We start from the raw sequence: 18,739 nt of genomic DNA, 5'->3' as shown, positions 1-18,739 counted from the left end.
ACAACATGGCACGAGTAAAACAATATAACGAACAAGAGGTGATAGAGAAAGCGATGTCTTTGTTCTGGCGCAATGGGTATGAGAATACTTCCGTTCGTATGTTGGAAAAGGAAATGGGAATCAATCAATTTTCTATTTATGCCAGTTTTGGAAGTAAACATGGAGTTTTTCTTGAAAGTTTGAAATGTTATAAAAGCAAAATTTATTCTGTTTTCGAAAAATTACAAAATGGAACTGATGGTGTAAATGACATTAAAGCATTCTTTTATGATTCAGTCGAAATGCCTACCAAAATGGGAGAATTTGACAATAAAGGTTGCTTGTTGACTAATACATATAATGAGTTTGCAAACAGTGAAGACCAATTAATCCAAACTCAAATGAAGGAATTCATGGATGTTTTGAAAACCGTTTTCATTCAGAAATTAGCTGTAAACAGCAAAAAAGACGAAGCAACAATCGCCAAACAAGCCAATTATTTACTATTGGCCAAACATGGTTTAGCTGCCGCATCACGAGTAAACAACAAACAAGAGATAGCAGATTATATTGAATTAACATTCAGCAACATCTAACTATTTTTTTAATCATAAACTAAGCTAGTGCTTAGATATTTTTAACACAATTATTATCTTTAAAAAATTAATATTATGACAACATTAAAAGTTCACACAATCGAATCGGCTCCAGAAGAAAGCAAAACATTATTACAAGATTCACAAAAAGCATACGGAATGATTCCTGGATTGCACGGTGTATTAGCTGCATCTCCTAGTGCATTAAAAGGATACCAAGTATTACATGAGTTGTTTGTAAACACTTCTTTTAATGAAGAAGAATTAACTGTAGTATGGCAATCAATCAACGTGGAGCACTCATGTCACTATTGTGTACCAGCACACACAGGAATTGCTCACATGATGAAAGTTGATAACGAAATCATCGAGTCATTACGTAACGAAACGCCACTTACTAATGCGAAATTAGAGTCTTTGAGAACATTTACTTTAAGCTTGGTTCGTAACCGTGGAAACGTTTCTCAAGAAGATTTAGAAGCATTTTACGCAGCAGGTTATGGAGAACAACAAGTATTAGAAATTATCCTTGGAGTATCTCAAAAAGTAATTAGTAATTATACAAACCACATTGCAAATACGCCAGTAGATGCAGCGTTCCAAAAATTTGCTTGGGAAAAAAAATAATCCATCCATTAGATAGATTTATATAAAACCTTATTCTAACCCAGAATCAGCATTAGTTTTTGTAACAAATTGCTAATACAGATTCTGGGTTTATTTTTGGGCAGCTATTCCGCCTTCCGTTCCCGCTTTTTTTGTTGCGCTTCGCTCCACAAAAAAGAGCTCCACTCAAGTCGGGCTGCGGGATTGAGTTACGAGAATGTCCAGAAATTAAAATAAGGTTTGTATTTTTATAAAAAGATTAAAAAAAAAACAGACCATGATAAAAGTAAGCGTAATGTATCCCAATACTGCGGATATACAATTTGATATTGATTACTACAAAAATACACATCTCCCTATGATTACAGCTGCTCTAGGCGATGCTTTGAAGGGAATGGAATTTGTATTAGGAATAGGTGGTAGAGTACCAGGAGAAAAAGCACCCTATTTTGCTATCGTAGATTTAAAGTTTGAATCGGTTGCTACTTTTCAAGCGTCTTTTGGGCCACATGCTGCCACTTTCGCTGCTGATGTATCCAATTACACCAATGTACAAGGCGAGTTACAAATAAGTGAATTGGTTTAGTCAATCAATTGGATAGTTTTACTGAATTTAGTTATTTTAAATAATAAAAGCACAAACATGAAAGCACCAAAAGTAATATTCTTCGATGTAAATGAATCCCTTCTTGACTTAGGGAACATGAAAAAAAGTATAGCAACGATTTTAGAAGGTAAGGAAGAACTACTTCCTCTATGGTTTACAACTATGTTGCAATATTCATCGGTTACTACATTAAGCCAGCAGTACACAAATTTTGATGAAATTGGAGCGGCGGCTTTACAAATGGTAGCTGCCAATAATAATGTGTCCCTATCTTCAGAAAAAGCAAAGGAAGCCATGAAGTCTTTTAGCTCATTACCTCCTCACAGAGAGGTTGTCGAAGCATTAAATACTTTAAGATCTGCAGGCTATAAAATGGTTGCTCTTAGTAATTCCTCTAGCGATGGATTGGCTACGCAATTAAAAAATGCAGGTTTAACCGATTTGTTTGACGAAATTATAAGCGTCGAACAGGTAGGTAAATTCAAACCAGACAGCAGCGTGTACCTATGGGCTTCAAAAAAAATGGATGCACAACCAGAAGATTGCATGATGATTGCTGCACACGGATGGGATGTTGCGGGTGCTATGTGGGCAGGTTGGCAAGCTGCATTTATAGCGCGCCCAGGACAACAACTATATACCTTGGCTCCTAAACCACAAATAAATGAACCGAACTTATTGCTTATTGCAGAAAAATTAGTAGGTCTCAAGTAATATCAAAATCATAAAAAGTAGTGATTGTTTACCGATTTGATTTTAAACAGATCATATTGGTAAAGTAATTCCAATTTATGATTCCCTATCTGTTATTGATTATTATCAATTAATTATAAAATAAAAAAGCCTCCAATTAGAATTTACTAGTGGGAGGCTTTTTGCTGTATTTCCTGTTGATCAAATTTGAAAATTCTTTTTTATGTACCTTAATTTTAACAAATGTACCTAGGGATATCTTTTTATAGCTGTATTTTTGTTTTTCAAAAAAAAAAGAAATGAAATTAAATCAATTAGTATTAATGGCTATTTTACTCGTAACCAGCGCAGTATTTGGTCAGTTGACAGGTAAGGTGGTTGATGGCGATTATCCTTTAGAATATGCCACAGCTACGCTATTTTCGACCAAAGATAAATCAGTAGTGGCAGGAGTTGTAACCAATAGTGACGGAACTTTTGTTATTGGTAATTTAAAAAATGGTAATTATTATCTTGAAGTTTCCTTTATTGGTTTCGAAAAAAAGAGTTTTAAAGATATAGTTATTGATAGTAAGAAACGCGCTTTAAATTTCGGCCTTATTACTTTACTTTCTGGAGAAAATCAACTAAATGATGTTGTTGTAACTACAGATAAAGGTACTGTTGTAAGTAAGATTGACCGTCAAATTTACGATACCAAGACTTTTCAAAATAGTAGGGGTGGATCTGCGATCGATGTATTAAGAAATTTGCCTTCCATATCAATTGATGGTCAAGGAGATATTAGTGTGAGAGGTACAACAGGTTTTATGGTATTGCTAAACGGAAAACCTACGCAAGGAAGTATATCAACAATTTTAGGTCAGCTGCCAGCAAATGCAATAGAAAGAGTAGAGGTTGTAACTGCACCATCTGCCAAATACGATCCAGATGGTAAAGCGGGTATTCTAAATATTATTACCAAAAAAGGAGCCACAAATGGTGCTTATACTCAAGTAAATGTAAAAGGTGGTTTTCCTTCTATCGAAAATTATGATAATAAGAAAAATGCACAACGCTATGGAGTAGACGGAACCTATAATCTTAAAAAAGATAAATGGGATATTTCCGTTGGTGGTAGCTATGGACGAAATGATATTCAAGGTCGTAGAGAAGGAAACGTATTTACCAATAATATAGCGCAAAATTACAAAACTGAATTTCCATCAGACGGGGAGCGCAGTACCAATGAATTAAATTATAGTGGTCGTTTTACAGTTGATTTTATGCCAAGCGATGCCGATGATTTTACTGTAGGTTTTTATGGTGGTAAGCGTAAAGTAGATAGGCAAGCGGATATTTATTACAACAATAAACGAACTTCTCTAGATGATGGAAGTGTGCTGAACACTTTTGATTATTACAATGAAAATTTAAGAGTACGTGATGGAGATTTTGCTTTAGGGAGTTTTAATTATTCTCATAAATTCTTTGATAAGTCAAAATTAACGGCTTCCTTTTTATATGAGTATACTTTATTAGGAGGACCTACTACCAATTTAAATTTAGGCTATACTAATTCTGCCATTGTATATCAAGATGAGTACAATACAAATGAAAATCCGCTATATGGTACAAGAGCGCAATTGGATTATGAATTTAAACCTTTCTCGTTTGGTAAATTGGAAGCAGGATACCAATTTAGAAAACTAAAAAATAATGGAAATTTTATTTATGAAAGAAGAAATTTAGCAACTGGAGAATATGAACTTGTTCCAGAGTTCACAAGTCAGGTTAATTTAGATCGCTTGATTCATTCAGGTTACTTGCAATTAAACGGAAGTAAAAAGAAATGGGAATATGCAGCGGGTTTACGATTAGAATCGATGAATCGTGATTTTTACTTAAAAGGTTTTGATACAGCTGCCGAGAATTTATCATATGATTATGTGAAACTATTTCCTTCGGCTTCTGCTCAATACACAATGGATAATAATGTAAAGGTAAAAGTGGGATATAGTAAAAGAGTTGATCGTGCACCAACATATCAAATGAATCCCTTTAAAGAAAGAGAACATTCTGAAACATTCGAGCAAGGAGATAAAAATTTACGTCCAGAATTTACTGATTTAATCGAATTGGGGATTAGCAAAAATTTTAAAGGCGGTAACTCATTATTCGCAACAGCATATTACAGAGATGTGCAAAATTTAATCAATCGAGTAAATACATTGTCTTACACTACAGCGGGAGTTTTAAACGACACAATTCTAGATCGAATTTATACAAATGTTGGTAGAGGTAGAACGTTAGGTCTAGAGGTAGGCGCGCAAATTAAACCTTCGGCAAAGTGGACAAATTTTATTGGCGCAAATGTTTATAATTTTAATATTGACGGAAATTTTAATGGCAAGGCTATTAATTCGAATGCTGTGCAGTATTCTATAAATGCAAATAGTACGTATACTTTTACTGCTACTACTTCTGTTCAATTTACTTTAAATTATTTATCGGAAAGAATTACAGCTCAAGGTGAAGATTCTCGCTTTTATTCACCTAATATCACGGTTAGAAAATCATTCTTAGACAAGCAATTAGTCGCTACTTTGCAATGGCAAAATATTGATATGGGATTATTAAATTCAAATGAACAACGTATCACAACCTACAACCCAGCAGAATATTATACAACGACCAACTATGTATATGAAGTAGATATGGTGACGTTGAACTTATCCTACACCTTTAATAAAACCAAAAACAGTTCTAAATTTATTGATAGCGAATTTGGTAAAAAAGAGTTCTAGATAAAGAACTCACAATATAGAAAGGCATTTGAAAACCATTTTCAAATGCCTTTTTTTATTTTGGTCAACACATAGCCACAAGTCTTGCAAACAGAAGGGGAACGCGATCTTGCAACAATTTGTTATGAATTAGAATTTGTAGAGACGAAATTCAATCTACCTTTTGTAGTGTCTGTAATTGATTGATTGTTAGATGTTTTTCAATTGTTGATAATTTTTATCATTTCCACCGAGGCTAATTTTGTGTGCGTCTAAAGAAGTTAGTATATTTGTCCACTAGAAGTTTCCCGTTTAGGGATTTCTTTGTCTTAGAGCAAAACTTCTAGTCAATAATCGAATATAAACAAGAATTAAATATACATCAGATGGAAGTTATAGGTAGAGTTAAAGTGATTAATCCAGAGCAACAAGTAAGTGCGGCATTCAAAAAAAGAGAATTAGTTGTAACTACTGAAGAACAATATCCACAACATATATTAGTTGAGTTTACTCAAGATAAATGTGATTTGTTAAACAATTACGGAGTAGGAGAATCTGTTAAGGTTTCTATCAATTTAAGAGGTAGAGAATGGGTGAACCCACAGGGTGAAACTAGATACTTTAACAGTATTCAAGGATGGAGAATTGAAAAATCAGGTGCTGAAGCACCAAATGCTCAAGCTCCAGCAGCACCAGCAGCGCCAGTTTTTACTGCAGCAACAAATCTTAATGAAGAAGAAGCAGACGATTTACCTTTTTAGTTAAAGTTAAAATAAATACAAGAAACCGATAAAATTTTATTTTATCGGTTTTTTTATACCCTATTGTGATGCCCTAGAAAGGCGTTTTGAATTTTTTTTATGTTTTTTTTTAATTATTTAAAACCATATCTGTTGTTCTGTCGTAAATGATAAAAACAACTTTTAAATAATTATTATTATGAATAAAAAACACTTACTCTTAATTTTAGCTGTAACAACATTTGGATATGTTAACACAGCTCATTCTCAAAGTCCGATTAGCGGATTTATGCAAGGAAAAGGAAAAGGAAATGTATCACTTTCTTTCAGCTCAGAAAAATATGATGATGTCTATTTTATCCCAGAAAAAGTAGAAGGAGTTCCTGTCTTTAATGAAACAACTGTAAATAGTACTTCTATTTATGCTACTTACGGTATAAGTGATCAAGTTGATGTAGTTATGGTTTTGCCTTATATCACTGCAAAAGGTAAAGCAACCGAAGAAGTTTTAACCAATTTAGGATTAGAAAATGAAAGAAGTGGTTTTCAAGACGTATCTGTTTTTGTAAAATACAGTCCTTTTAATTTTGACTTCGGTTCTTCTTCATTACGTCTTATTGGTGCTTTAGGTATTAAAACTCCATTAAGTGATTATAAAGTAGAAGAAGGTTTTCAATCAATCATTGCAATCGGTAATAGAAGTACAACAATAAGTACTACAGGTATGGCAATGTTCAAAATGGATAATGGTGTTTTTGCATCGGGTCAAGTTGCAGGAAATTATGCTTCAAACGATGTGCCTAACTCTGTTACTACAGAACTTAAAGTAGGTTACGCAGCAAAATCATTCTATGGTGATGTTTATGTTGCAAACCAAAAATCAACTGGTGGTGTAGATATCTTTGGTGAAGGTTTTGCGGGTTATTTTCCAATAACAAAAGTAAATTATACTAAAATTGGTATTGATTTATACACACCAATTTATCAAGATTTCGGAATTTCGGCAGGTGCAAGTACTTTGGTAGCTGGTAGAAATATTGGTCAAGCAACAGGATTCTACGGTGGACTAGTTTATAAATATTAATTACAAAAAACAAACAAAATGAAAAATATCAATATAAAAAGTGCTCTATTAGCATTAACATTAATGGGAACTTTAGTTTCTTGTGATTCAGATTTTAAAGACGAAACACCAAGTATTGCAGGTATTGCAGTAGCCAATCCAAATTTTAGTACGCTTGAAGGAGCAGCAGTTCAAGGAGGTTTAGTTGGAGTTTTAAGTAATAGCAATCCAAACGATCCTTCTGGTCATTACACAGTATTTGCACCTACAAATGATGCTTTTGCAAGATTAGGTCTAGTAGATGCTGGTACGCTAGGAGGTTTGCAAAATAGTTTCTTGACAAACACATTACTTTACCATGTTTCAAACGGTGATTTATTAGCAAGTGGAATAGCTAACGGAGGAACATCTATTTCTGCTTTAGGAGTTAGCAGACGTTTCATTAGTAGAGGAAGTGATCTTTATATCAATGGTTCAAAAATTATTCTTACAGATGTAAGCGCAAGTAACGGAACTGTTCATGCTATTGATAAAGTCATGATTGCAACAGGAGTAAACATCGTTGACTCTGCAATATTATTAAAAGACGCTAAAGTTTTTAAAGCGCCAGAATTAACTTTCTTGGTTCAAGCGGTTATAACTTCAGGTTTGGCACCAGTATTGTCTGATGCAAATAACAATTTTACAATTTATGCACCAACAGATGCAGCATTCAAGGCGGCAGGATTTGCAACAGTACAAGATGTAGCAAACGCTTCACCGGTTGTTTTACAGCAAGTATTATTAAATCATGCGATTGCAGGTGGTAAATTTACATCTGAGTATTCTGGTACGACAGCTATGACAGCAGGTGGAGGTACATTAACTTACGGTGCGTTTACAGACGGAATTTTTACAATAAAAAGCAACGGAATTACAACAGCAGCGAATATGGTTATTCCAGATATTCAATGTAGTAATGGTGTAGTTCACGTTATAGATAAAGTGTTGTTACCATAATTGTTTTTATTTGAAATGAAAGCCCTGCAAATTGTAGGGCTTTTTTTTGCTTAAAAGTTGGGTAGAATAACAGCTCCAATTCCAATTTGATTCCCAAACTGAGGGTAAAGCAAAGCGGTTCCTTTTTTCTTTTTTCCGATTTTGATGTTTTGCAATGGATTGTAATAAGATATTAAAAATCCAGAAGCCAAACCAATTCCAGCTCCTGTTAATACATCAGATGCAAAATGTTTTTTATTTGCAATACGCAGCACGCCAGTAGCTGTGGCAAAAAGAAAACCACTGCTAGCATACCAAAAATTAGATTCTTTATATTCTTGAAATAATAATGCTGCATTTGTAAATGCAATTGCACTATGTCCAGATGGAAAGCTCAACTGGTCTGAACCATCAGGGCGATCAGCTTTGACTGCGTTTTTTAAACCCGTAACAAATACAAAACTTAGAAGGTTGGCTGTGATAATAGAAACCGTTTGATGCTTTACATTATTTTTAGGTTTGTAACCAAACAAACGCCCGGCATAGATTTGTGCCATAGGCGTAAACACAGTAATGTTATCAATTTGAGTCTGAAAATCACTTACAAAAACTCTGTTGGATTTATCTTGAATACTATTATTCAATTCGCTATTTAGTAAGGCAGCGCCTGTAACTGCCAATGCAGCAGGTAAAATAAATGTTTTGTATGATAATTTTTTGGTAGCCGAAAGTGATAAGGTATCAATAATTTGACCGTTCATTTGGGTAACGAGCAAACAAAGAAAAAGTAAATTAGAAATCTTCCTCATGTAATAGATATTGAATGATCGTTCAAAAATAGATATTTAAGGCAACTGTTTGTGTTTTTCTGCTTAAACTTGCATTATAAATATAAAGCTTATTTTTCAGGTTGAGCCAAAAGCATAAAAAATAATTGATGGAGAACATACATAGCGTGCTGAACGGCATTTACAACAAGTTTGCAGATTTTGAAGACAAAGGACAAAAAGCAACCTATATACCAGAATTAGCAAATGTTGACGAAAATTTATTTGGAGTGAGTTTAACTACTCTAAATCATGGGCAAATTAATATTGGTGATGCCCACCAGCAGTTTTCCGTACAAAGTATTTCAAAAGTGCTTTTGCTTATCATGGCATATAATGTCGAAGGTGAAAAATTATGGAAACGCGTCGATGTCGAGCCCTCAGGAGCTGCCTTCAATTCTATGATTTTATTAGAGTTAGAAAAAGGAATTCCTAGAAATCCATTGATAAATGCAGGTGCAATTGTTATTGCAGATATCGTATTTACACATTTTAAAAATCCCGAAGATGATTTTATAAAATTTGTGCGTCGTCTTACCAAAGATGATTCGATTGATTACGATATAAAAGTTTTCGAATCAGAAAAAAGTGTAGGTTATCGCAATTATGCCTTAATCAATATGATGAAATCATTTGGGAATATTACCAATACAATGGATGAGGTAATGGACTTTTACTTCAAAATTTGCTCGTTGAGTATGAACTGTGCTCAATTATCCAAAGCATTTTTTTTTTTTGCCAATGATGGTATAGATCCTTTCTCCAAAGAAGTTATTTTGACACCAGGACGCAATAGGAGAATAAATGCAATTATGCTACTTTGTGGTTTTTATGATGAAGCTGGTGAGTTTGCCTATAGGGTAGGGCTACCGGGTAAAAGTGGTGTAGGTGGTGGTATATTAGCAATACTGCCCAACAAATACGCTGTAGTAGTGTTCAGTCCCAAACTAAATGAAAAAGGTAACTCATACAGAGGGATGGCTTTTTTAGAATGTTTAACGACAGAGCTAAGTGATTCTGTTTTTTAAAATCTTTATTTTGCAGTAAATGATTCAATTAACACAAGCTTTAGAATTCCCCAATGTCAATACCGCAAATAGAGATGGTATTGTAGCAGTTGGTGGTGACTTATCTCCAGAGAGGTTGCAACTAGCATATAAAAGCGGAATATTTCCATGGTTTGAGGATGAGGATCCTATAATCTGGTGGTCACCCAATCCGCGAATGGTTTTATTTTTAGATGAGTTACGAGTTACCAAAAGTATGCGTAACGTTCTTAATCGCGGAGAGTTTGAAGTAACTTTTAATAAGGATTTCAAAAGTGTTATCTCCAATTGCCAAAAAATAAAACGCGACGGCCAAAACGGAACATGGATAACCAATGACATGATTGATGCCTATTGCAATCTCCACGAACTAGGCATAGCGCAATCAGTTGAGGTATGGCAAAATGACCAATTGGTCGGCGGATTGTATGGTATCGATATGGGACATGTCTTCTGTGGCGAAAGCATGTTCTCAAAAGTTTCTAATGCATCGAAGGTCGCTTTTATTAGCCTCGTTCGTCATTTAGAAACCAACAATTACCAACTCCTAGATTGCCAAGTGTACAATTCACATTTAGAAAGTTTAGGGTGTCGCGAAATTGACCGTGATGATTTTATGAAAATTCTTCAAAATAAGGATTAGAGCCCCATCCAGCTGTCCGTTTCAAGTTCTCCTTCAAAAACCTTTTTTTCTTAAGCCATAAAAGGAGCTTCCTATCGGTCGCTCTTTTACATCTAGAAAAACAGGTTTTCTCAGTCCGGGCTTTCCACTTCCATCTGGGGCAAAATTCCGGAATGCATACAATAAAAAATATTCCTAGCAAGTCCATACCCTAACCGTGTAGTTTGTCTCGCTGAAAGCGTTCACGATAGGAGAGTACCTTTGCTGAGACGCTTTCAGCGATACATAACGTTGTCAATACTGCAAGCGTCAGGCATCTGTCCGCAACAACAAGTTTTTGTAACTTTCAATCGAATAGGTAATATTGATTTATAAAGTAGCCAATTAAAAGTTTGTTGAGCAAGATCACACCATAACCACTTAGTTTGTCTCGCTGAAAGCGTCTCACAATAGGAGAGCACCTTTGCTGAGACGCTTTCAACGATACAAAATGTTACGGCTAGTACTAGTTTCAAATCATACCCGTAACAACAAGCTGTTGTAGCTTTAAAATAGGAAGTAGAATTATTCTAGAAAGTAGCCATTAAATAGCATTCCTTGCAAGTCTGTACCATAACCACTTAGTTTGTCTCGCTGAAAGCGTCTCACATTAGATGAGCAACTTTGCAGAGACGCTTTCAGCGATACAAAACGTTACGGATAGTACGAGTGTCAAATCATACCCGTAACAACAAGCTGTTGTATCTTTAAATTTATTTCAGAAAGTAGCCAATAAAAAGTATGCCTAGCAGTTCCACGCCATAACCGCCTAGTTTGTCTCGCTGAAAGCGTCTCACGATCGGAGAGCACCTTTGCTGAGACGCCTTCAACGCTACATAGCGTTGTGAAAACTGCAGCGTGGCATCTGTCCGCAACAACAAGTTTTTATAACTTTCTATCCAATAGGTAATATTAATTTAAAAAGCAGCCAATTAAAAGTTTGTTGAGCAAGATCACACCATAACCACTTAGTTTGTCTCGCTGAAAGCGTTCACGATAGCAGAGCACCTTTGCTGAGACGCTTTCAGCGAGACATAACGTTGTGGATACTGCAAGCGTCACGCATCTGTCCACAGCTACAAGTTTTTATAACTTTCAATCGAATAGGTAATATTAATTTAAAAAGCAGCCAATTAAAGTTTGTTTAGCAATTCCATACCATAACCACTTAGTTTGTCTCGCTGAAAGCGTCTCACGATAGGAGAGCACCTTTTTAGAGATGCTTTCAGCGCGAAATAACGTTGTGGATAGTAGAACTGAAATTTTTCCAATCTATGTTCCGAACAAAAAATGCCTGCTTCATTAAGACACGAGAATTAAAAATTTAGCTTAACAAATCCCCACTCCAGAGTTTTATATAAAATCAATTCATTTCGCAAAGTAGGTAATCCTATAATCAATTTTAATGTTTCGTGTGCCATCATTGTTCCAATCATTCCAGGTAAAGTACCTAGTACGCCATTCATACTACAATTTGGTACATCTTTAGCATCTGGCGGTTCGGGAAATAAATCACGTAAATTTCTACTTCCATTATGGTTAAATACGGCTAACTGTCCTTCAAAACCTAGAATGCTTCCATATACCAATGTTTTGCCTAGAGTTACGCAAGTATCATTGACCAAATAGCGAGTTCCAAAATTATCCGATCCATCCACAACAATATCAAATTGATCTACAATTTTTGATGCGTTTTCTATGGTAAGTTTTTCTTCAAATGCCACAACAGTAATTAAGGGATTCAGTTGCTCAATAGTGGCTTTGGCAGTCGTTGCCTTCCCTAAGCCAATTTGATTCTCGGTATAAAGAATTTGACGATGTAAATTATGAATTTCGATATTATCAAAATCAACAATACCAATTGTTCCCACGCCAGCCGTAGCGATATATTGTAAAATAGGGCAACCCAGACCACCTGCACCAATTACTAAAACTTTAGCTGATTTTAGTTTTGCTTGTCCTTCGTCGCCAATCTCTGGCAAAATTACCTGCCTGTTGTATCTCAAAAAATCTTGTATTACACTCATTTAATTTTAGATTTTAGATTCTTGAATAGTGTTTTTAGATATATAGATATTCATCTTAAATCAAAAGTCGTTAATCAGCAATCTGCTACTATAGCTTTTGTCCCAATCTTTCCAAACGGGCTCGTACCCTTTTTCTGTAATCATTTGTGCTATTGCAGCAACCGTACGTTCATCACTAATTTCAAATTGTTCTAGTGATTGCGGATCAACTACATAGCCGCCTGGATTGGTTTTTGAACCTGCGCTCATACTCGTAGTCCCAATCGGAATGATATTGTTTCTGAACTTTTCATTTTCACGGGTTGAAATCGAAATTTCCAAATCTTCGTTCCATAATCGATAGGCACAAATTAATTGGGTCAAATCCTTGTCATCCATAATAAAGTTAGGTGGTACGGTTCCTTCGGCAGGTCGCAGTCGGGGAAACGATACTGAATATTTAGTTTGCCAATAGGTTTTTTGTAGATAATCCAAATGTAGCGCATTAAAAAAACTATCGGTTCGCCAATCTTCGAGTCCAAGTAAAACACCTAATCCAATTTTATGAATGCCTGCTTTCCCAATTCTATCTGGAGTATCGAGCCTAAAATCAAAATTAGATTTCTTTCCTTTTGTATGGTACTTTTTATAAACTTCTTGATGATACGTTTCTTGGTACACCAAAACTGAATATACACCAGCTGAATGCAGTTGCTCGTATTCTGCCTGCGATAATGGTTGTACTTCTACAGAAATAGTCGAAAAATTTTTTCTAATGACATCAATTGCATTCAGAAAGTAATTGATATTCACGGTGTAATTGGCCTCACCCGCAACCAGCAAAACATGATCGAAACCTAAATTTTTTAGTTCGGCCACTTCCAGTTTAATTTCCGAATCCAGTAAGGTCTTGCGTTTAATTTTATTGTCTAAACTAAAGCCACAGTAGGTGCAAATATTTTGGCATTCGTTACTCAAATACAATGGAGCATACATTTGGATGGTTTTCCCGAAACGCTTCTTGGTAAGCTCATGACATTCTTGTGCCATTTGTTCCAGATAAGGCTGTGCTGCAGGAGCTGTCAATACCAAGAAATCATCTAAGTTACGCCTGGTCTTGGCAAGTGCTTGTTCAACTTCTTTCGCTGTAGTAGCATATATTTTAGTTTGTATTTCGTCCCAATTATAATGTTCGAAAACAGATTTAAAATTTTCCATTTATTCTTATTTTATTAAGCAATGCTATGAGAGTTTAGAGCCCTGATAGCGTTGAGCTATTCGTACAAAAAGGCAGTCAGCGGGCTGGATGCTACAGCGTGTTTAAACTGTTGTCCTAATTTTGCCTCATAGGCTTTTCTGCCGGCAATGACAGCTTCTTTAAAAGCTTCGGCCATCAAACGCGGATTTCCTGCTACTGCAATAGCCGTGTTCACAAGTACAGCATCAGCGCCTAGCTCCATTGCCTTTGCAGCGTCTGACGGTGCTCCAATTCCGGCATCTATAATTACAGGAACCTTAGATTGTTCGATTATAATTTCTAGGAAATCAATAGTTTTTAAACCTTTATTACTTCCTATCGGGGAACCCAATGGCATAACAGCAGCCGTACCAGCATCTTCCAATCGCTTGCATAAGACGGGGTCTGCGTGTATGTAGGGTAAAATGATGAAACCAAGCTTTGCCAATTCCTCTGTTGCTCTTAATGTTTCAATTGCGTCGGGCATTAAATATTTTGGGTCTGGATGAATTTCTAGTTTTAACCAATTTGTCTCTAAAGCTTCTCGTGCAAGTTGTGCTGCGAATACAGCCTCTTTTGCATTACGCGCTCCCGACGTATTGGGAAGTAAATTAATTCTAGAATGTGTTAAATGAGATAGAATAGCATCGGTATCGGTTTCCAAATCAACTCGCTTTAATGCAACAGTTACTAATTCAGATCCAGAAGCCAATATGGCCTCTTCCATTTGACTATTCGAACCAAATTTTCCGGTACCAAGAAACAATCGCGATGTTAATTCTTTGTCTCCAATTTTAAATAAGGACGTATCCATATAATTTTTCGTTTAGTTGTGTGATTAATTTCATTTTTGATTCGCTTTCGGTTATCAATCCCGAAACTGCGATTCCGTGAACACCTATTTTAGAAATTGCTTCAACGTCATCCAACAGAATTCCGCCAATAGCATAAACAGGTATTTTAATTTGTTGCTCTTGCAACTGATCAAGGATTTTTTGGTACCCTTCTAGACCTAAGATGGGACTCAAATTATCTTTTGTCTTTGTAAAGCGAAAAGGGCCTAGTCCTACATAATCGCATCCGTTTATAACGTGTGCGAGAATGTCTTCAAAAGTATTTGCCGTTCCTCCAATTATTTTTGTGGGGCCTAAAATGGTTCGTGCCTCTTTGATATTCATGTCAGTTAATCCTAGATGCACTCCGTCGGCATCCACTTGTTGTACAAGTTGCAGATCATCATTGATTATAAATGTAGTTAAATATTCATCGCATAGCATTTTTACAGCCTCTGCCAACTTCATTCGATCATTTGGTGCATGAGGATTTTTGAATCGCAACTGAATCCAGTCACATCCATGATCTAATGCTTGATGGATATTATACAGCTGACTTTCAACTGTTGATCCCTGAGAAATATATTGTAGACGATTAAATATCATGATATCCTAATTGTGATGGGTTTGATAATAAAAAATTCTCGGCATATATTTTACTTAATTTACAAGCAGTTAAAAGATTTGATCCTAATGCAAGATTAGCGGCAATGGCAGCAGATAAAACACAACCCGAGCCATGTTTTGCAGCTACTTCATTATTTATTGCTGGTATTTTAAAAAATCTATCCTTGGTATATAAATAATCTGTACCCTTTTCCTGAGGATTATGTCCCCCTTTCAGTAATACAGAACAGTATTTTGTCAACTTGTCTACCGTTTTATTAATAGAGTCCTTTTTGTCTCCAATTAAAACAACTTCATTAAAGTTGGGTGTGATTAGATCAATTTTGCTCAATATGGGTAATAGCTCTTTTATTGATCTAACATCAAAAAAGTTGAAATTGCTTGTCGAATTTATGATGGTATCCCAGATGATTGCTGTTTCTGGAGATATTTCTTTAATTCGAAAAATAATTTTTTTTAAATAATCCAAGGAAGGAATTATACCAATCTTCACCGACTTAATGTCATAACTGGTAAATAAAGTTTCAATCGATTCTAATACAGACTCTATAGCAATCCATTGTAGAGAAATAAATTTATCTTCGGTTTGAATAGTATTAGCAGTTAGGATAGCAAGACCATATACATGATTTTGCTCAAATGTTTTTACATCTGCTAAAACTCCAGCACCTGCCGATGGATCAAAACCAGCAATACTTAATACGAAAGGACGATATGTTTGCATAATTTAAAATTTTTTATAGGTTGATCTGTTATCCAAATACTTCCTAAAAGCGCTACATCATCAAAACCATTTGTAAGTGCTTTCAAAATATTTTCAGCTTCCATACCACCTAAACCTATCAATTTTGTTTGGTAATTGGTTCGGCTTTTCGTGGCTTGAAATAAATCAGTATTCGATTTATAATTTGTCTTAGAAATGCTAGGATAAACAGGACTCAAAAAAGCATATTCAAAATGAAGCTCTAAAGCATTAAACGACGAAATTGAATGTACTGAAGTTGATAAATGGACTTTTGTTTCTATAAAAGTGTTCAATTCCTTGGTATTCATTTCTGCTCTTGCTTTTTCGGTTAGATGAATACGATTTATTCCTAATGCTGCAGCTAAATGGTGATGGCTGTGCAAAACCAACTGTGAGCTGTATTCCAATCCGATTGCAGTTACGTAATCAGTCATTTCCTTAGCTGAAAATGCTGGTTTTCTGATATGAAATAATTCCAATCCTTGCTCTAATAGATCATGGATAATACGAATTTCATTTTCTACTGCTACGGGGTTAGAAATTACAATCATTTTTTGTTAATTAACAGTTATGGGTTAGGAGTTAAGGAAAAATGGCAAAAATAATTACACTTTTTGAAAATGTTTGACGTGTGCTTTCCTGCGCTAGTGTTAATAGTGGAAAGACTGCAGCCCGACCAATTACTATCGATAGGGAACAACGATAATGTCGAGCGATAGCTCCAAAATAATCATTGCTTGCATTTGTATACGTTAGACATTCTTTCTTGTTTATATACTTTTAACCTTTAACTCCTAACCAATAATTTTATCTTATGAATAAATTTCTTTTCCCATTTCAACAAATTCCTCTGACTTCTCCTGCATACCTTTTTCAGCTTCAGCTACATCTCTAATTTCTTGTGAGATTTTCATTGAACAAAATTTAGGACCACACATCGAGCAAAAGTGTGCTACTTTGGCACCATCAGCAGGTAATGTTTCATCATGAAATTCACGCGCTGTATCTGGATCTAGCGATAAATTAAATTGATCTTCCCAACGGAATTCAAAACGGGCTTTACTCAAAGCATTGTCGCGGTACTGTGCTCCTGGATGACCTTTGGCCAAATCGGCAGCATGGGCTGATATTTTATAAGTGATTACACCATCTTTCACGTCTTTTTTGTTTGGTAAACCAAGGTGTTCCTTTGGCGTCACATAACATAACATGGCACAACCGTACCAGCCAATCATTGCTGCTCCAATAGCAGAAGTAATATGGTCGTAACCTGGAGCGATATCGGTAGTTAGTGGCCCAAGAGTGTAAAATGGAGCTTCATCACAATGTTCTAATTGTTTGTCCATGTTTTCTTTGATCATGTGCATAGGTACGTGACCAGGTCCTTCGATGAAAACTTGTACATCATGTTTCCAAGCTACTTTTGTGAGTTCACCCAAAGTTTCTAATTCGGCGAATTGTGCAGCATCATTCGCATCGGCGATAGAGCCTGGGCGTAAACCATCTCCAAGAGAGAATGCCACATCGTATTGTTTCATGATTTCGCAAATATCTTCAAAGTGTGTGTATAAAAAGTTTTCTTTGTGGTGAAACAAACACCATTTTGCCATAATTGATCCACCACGAGAAACAATACCTGTAACGCGATTAGCAGTTAGATGAATGTAGCGCAAGAGCACACCTGCGTGAATTGTGAAATAGGAGACACCTTGTTCTGCTTGTTCAATTAAAGTATCACGGAATACTTCCCATGTTAGATCCTCGGCTACGCCATTTACTTTTTCCAAAGCTTGGTATATTGGTACAGTCCCAATTGGTACAGGAGAGTTACGAATAATCCACTCTCTTGTTTCGTGAATGTTTTTACCAGTTGATAGATCCATAATAGTATCAGCTCCCCAACGGCAAGCCCAAACCGCTTTTTCAACTTCTTCTTCAATTGAGGATGTTACGGCGCTATTACCAATGTTGGCATTGATTTTTACCAAAAAATTACGACCGACAATCATTGGCTCACTTTCTGGATGGTTAATGTTGTTTGGTATAATAGCTCTTCCTCGTGCGATCTCGCTACGTACAAACTCTGGAGTAATTTTGGTTTTTGGTGTATTGGCGCCAAAACTGTGACCGGCATGCTGGCATTGCATTGCTTTGGTTTGGTTCTCTATTTCTTCTATGCGCTGGTTCTCACGTATGGCAATGTATTCCATTTCTGGTGTGATTATTCCTTTTTTTGCATAGTGCAATTGAGAAACATTTGCTCCCTTTTTGGCGCGCATAGGTTGGTGCAAATATTCAAAACGTAAATGATCTAGTTTTTCATCATTCAAACGTTCTTTTCCGTAATTTGAACTAATTTCTGTTAATTCTTCAACATCGCCACGATCCTTTATCCACTGTTTGCGGATGCGAGGCAATCCTTTTCGAATATCAATTGTCATATTAGGATCAGTGTATGGACCTGAAGTATCGTAAACAGTTACAGCTGGATTTTTTTCTACACCACCTCTAGAAAGTTTGGTGTCCGATAATTTTATTTCGCGCATTGCGACTTTTATCGGATGAATTTCGCCATCAATGTAGATTTTTGTGGAATTAGGGAAAGGTTGTCTCGAAATTTGTTCTTCGTTTGTCATTTTTTTATGTCTTAAAGTTGAAAGTAGATTTTATTAGAATAGTGTTTGATTGTCATTCTAGAAGTATGAAGTCGTATTCGCGCAGCGAATAATT

Annotated in this window: 18 protein-coding genes; 10 read left to right on the top strand and 8 right to left on the bottom strand. The window is 35.6% G+C overall.

The genetic code is table 11. The features are described from left to right. Window positions 1-5: 5 nt before the first annotated feature. The 8 genes from LXH21_RS03805 to LXH21_RS03770 all read left to right on the top strand — a co-directional run bounded on the left by LXH21_RS03805 (window position 6) and on the right by LXH21_RS03770 (window position 8,048). Complete coding sequence (locus LXH21_RS03805; protein WP_239862882.1) at window positions 6-575, top strand: TetR/AcrR family transcriptional regulator; 570 nt, start codon at window positions 6-8, stop codon at window positions 573-575. Window positions 576-650: 75 nt separating this feature from the next. Beyond that, window positions 651-1,202: a carboxymuconolactone decarboxylase family protein gene (locus LXH21_RS03800; protein ID WP_239862881.1), complete on the top strand. Its 552-nt coding sequence runs from the start codon at window positions 651-653 to the stop codon at window positions 1,200-1,202. A gap of 256 nt (window positions 1,203-1,458) precedes the next feature. After that, window positions 1,459-1,767 (top strand): EthD family reductase, encoded by a 309-nt coding sequence (locus LXH21_RS03795; protein WP_239862880.1) that lies wholly within the window; start codon window positions 1,459-1,461, stop codon window positions 1,765-1,767. Between the two features lie 57 nt (window positions 1,768-1,824). Continuing rightward, window positions 1,825-2,502: a haloacid dehalogenase type II gene (locus tag LXH21_RS03790; RefSeq protein WP_239862879.1), complete on the top strand. Its 678-nt coding sequence runs from the start codon at window positions 1,825-1,827 to the stop codon at window positions 2,500-2,502. 278 nt (window positions 2,503-2,780) lie between these two features. Continuing rightward, entirely contained in the window at window positions 2,781-5,267 is a 2,487-nt protein-coding gene (locus tag LXH21_RS03785; RefSeq protein WP_239862878.1) for an outer membrane beta-barrel protein, read from the top strand. A gap of 365 nt (window positions 5,268-5,632) precedes the next feature. Continuing rightward, entirely contained in the window at window positions 5,633-6,007 is a 375-nt protein-coding gene (locus LXH21_RS03780) for a DUF3127 domain-containing protein (RefSeq protein ID WP_239862877.1), read from the top strand. Between the two features lie 178 nt (window positions 6,008-6,185). Then, on the top strand, window positions 6,186-7,070 hold the full coding sequence (locus LXH21_RS03775) for a hypothetical protein (protein WP_239862876.1): 885 nt from the start codon (window positions 6,186-6,188) through the stop codon (window positions 7,068-7,070). Window positions 7,071-7,088: 18 nt separating this feature from the next. Continuing rightward, a complete protein-coding gene (locus tag LXH21_RS03770; RefSeq protein WP_239862875.1) occupies window positions 7,089-8,048 on the top strand; it encodes a fasciclin domain-containing protein in 960 nt (319 codons plus the stop codon). Window positions 8,049-8,098: 50 nt separating this feature from the next. Here the strand turns inward: LXH21_RS03770 and LXH21_RS03765 are convergent, their stop codons facing one another. Beyond that, window positions 8,099-8,836: a phosphatase PAP2 family protein gene (locus LXH21_RS03765; protein ID WP_239862874.1), complete on the bottom strand. Its 738-nt coding sequence runs from the start codon at window positions 8,834-8,836 to the stop codon at window positions 8,099-8,101. Between the two features lie 128 nt (window positions 8,837-8,964). On the opposite strand from LXH21_RS03765, the gene LXH21_RS03760 reads away from it, so the two are divergent. Then, a complete protein-coding gene (locus LXH21_RS03760) occupies window positions 8,965-9,882 on the top strand; it encodes a glutaminase (protein ID WP_239862873.1) in 918 nt (305 codons plus the stop codon). Between the two features lie 19 nt (window positions 9,883-9,901). After that, window positions 9,902-10,543 (top strand): leucyl/phenylalanyl-tRNA--protein transferase, encoded by a 642-nt coding sequence (gene aat / locus LXH21_RS03755; protein ID WP_239862872.1) that lies wholly within the window; start codon window positions 9,902-9,904, stop codon window positions 10,541-10,543. A 1,334-nt stretch (window positions 10,544-11,877) separates the two neighbouring features. Here aat and LXH21_RS03750 read toward each other — a convergent pair. The 7 genes from LXH21_RS03750 to thiC all read right to left on the bottom strand — a co-directional run bounded on the left by LXH21_RS03750 (window position 11,878) and on the right by thiC (window position 18,645). Continuing rightward, window positions 11,878-12,588, bottom strand: a complete 711-nt coding sequence (locus tag LXH21_RS03750; protein ID WP_239862871.1) for a HesA/MoeB/ThiF family protein — start codon at window positions 12,586-12,588, stop codon at window positions 11,878-11,880. A 60-nt stretch (window positions 12,589-12,648) separates the two neighbouring features. Next, on the bottom strand, window positions 12,649-13,785 hold the full coding sequence (gene thiH, locus LXH21_RS03745) for a 2-iminoacetate synthase ThiH (RefSeq protein ID WP_239862870.1): 1,137 nt from the start codon (window positions 13,783-13,785) through the stop codon (window positions 12,649-12,651). A gap of 56 nt (window positions 13,786-13,841) precedes the next feature. Beyond that, window positions 13,842-14,618 (bottom strand): thiazole synthase, encoded by a 777-nt coding sequence (locus LXH21_RS03740; RefSeq protein WP_239862869.1) that lies wholly within the window; start codon window positions 14,616-14,618, stop codon window positions 13,842-13,844. After that, window positions 14,599-15,240, bottom strand: a complete 642-nt coding sequence (locus LXH21_RS03735) for a thiamine phosphate synthase (RefSeq protein ID WP_239863682.1) — start codon at window positions 15,238-15,240, stop codon at window positions 14,599-14,601. Before LXH21_RS03735 ends, LXH21_RS03740 begins: the two co-directional genes overlap by 20 nt. Next, window positions 15,233-15,988, bottom strand: a complete 756-nt coding sequence (locus LXH21_RS03730; RefSeq protein ID WP_239862868.1) for a hydroxymethylpyrimidine/phosphomethylpyrimidine kinase — start codon at window positions 15,986-15,988, stop codon at window positions 15,233-15,235. The genes LXH21_RS03735 and LXH21_RS03730 overlap by 8 nt, the downstream gene beginning before the upstream one ends. After that, window positions 15,961-16,560, bottom strand: coding sequence for a thiamine phosphate synthase (locus tag LXH21_RS03725; protein WP_239862867.1), 600 nt, complete (start codon window positions 16,558-16,560; stop codon window positions 15,961-15,963). Before LXH21_RS03725 ends, LXH21_RS03730 begins: the two co-directional genes overlap by 28 nt. Before the next feature lie 261 nt (window positions 16,561-16,821). After that, window positions 16,822-18,645: a phosphomethylpyrimidine synthase ThiC gene (gene thiC / locus LXH21_RS03720; RefSeq protein ID WP_239862866.1), complete on the bottom strand. Its 1,824-nt coding sequence runs from the start codon at window positions 18,643-18,645 to the stop codon at window positions 16,822-16,824. Window positions 18,646-18,739 lie beyond the last annotated feature (94 nt).

It is taken from the genome of Flavobacterium algicola, from assembly GCF_022399565.1.
Lineage (GTDB): Bacteria > Bacteroidota > Bacteroidia > Flavobacteriales > Flavobacteriaceae > Flavobacterium > Flavobacterium algicola.
This window is presented reverse-complemented; position numbering and strand designations above follow the sequence as displayed.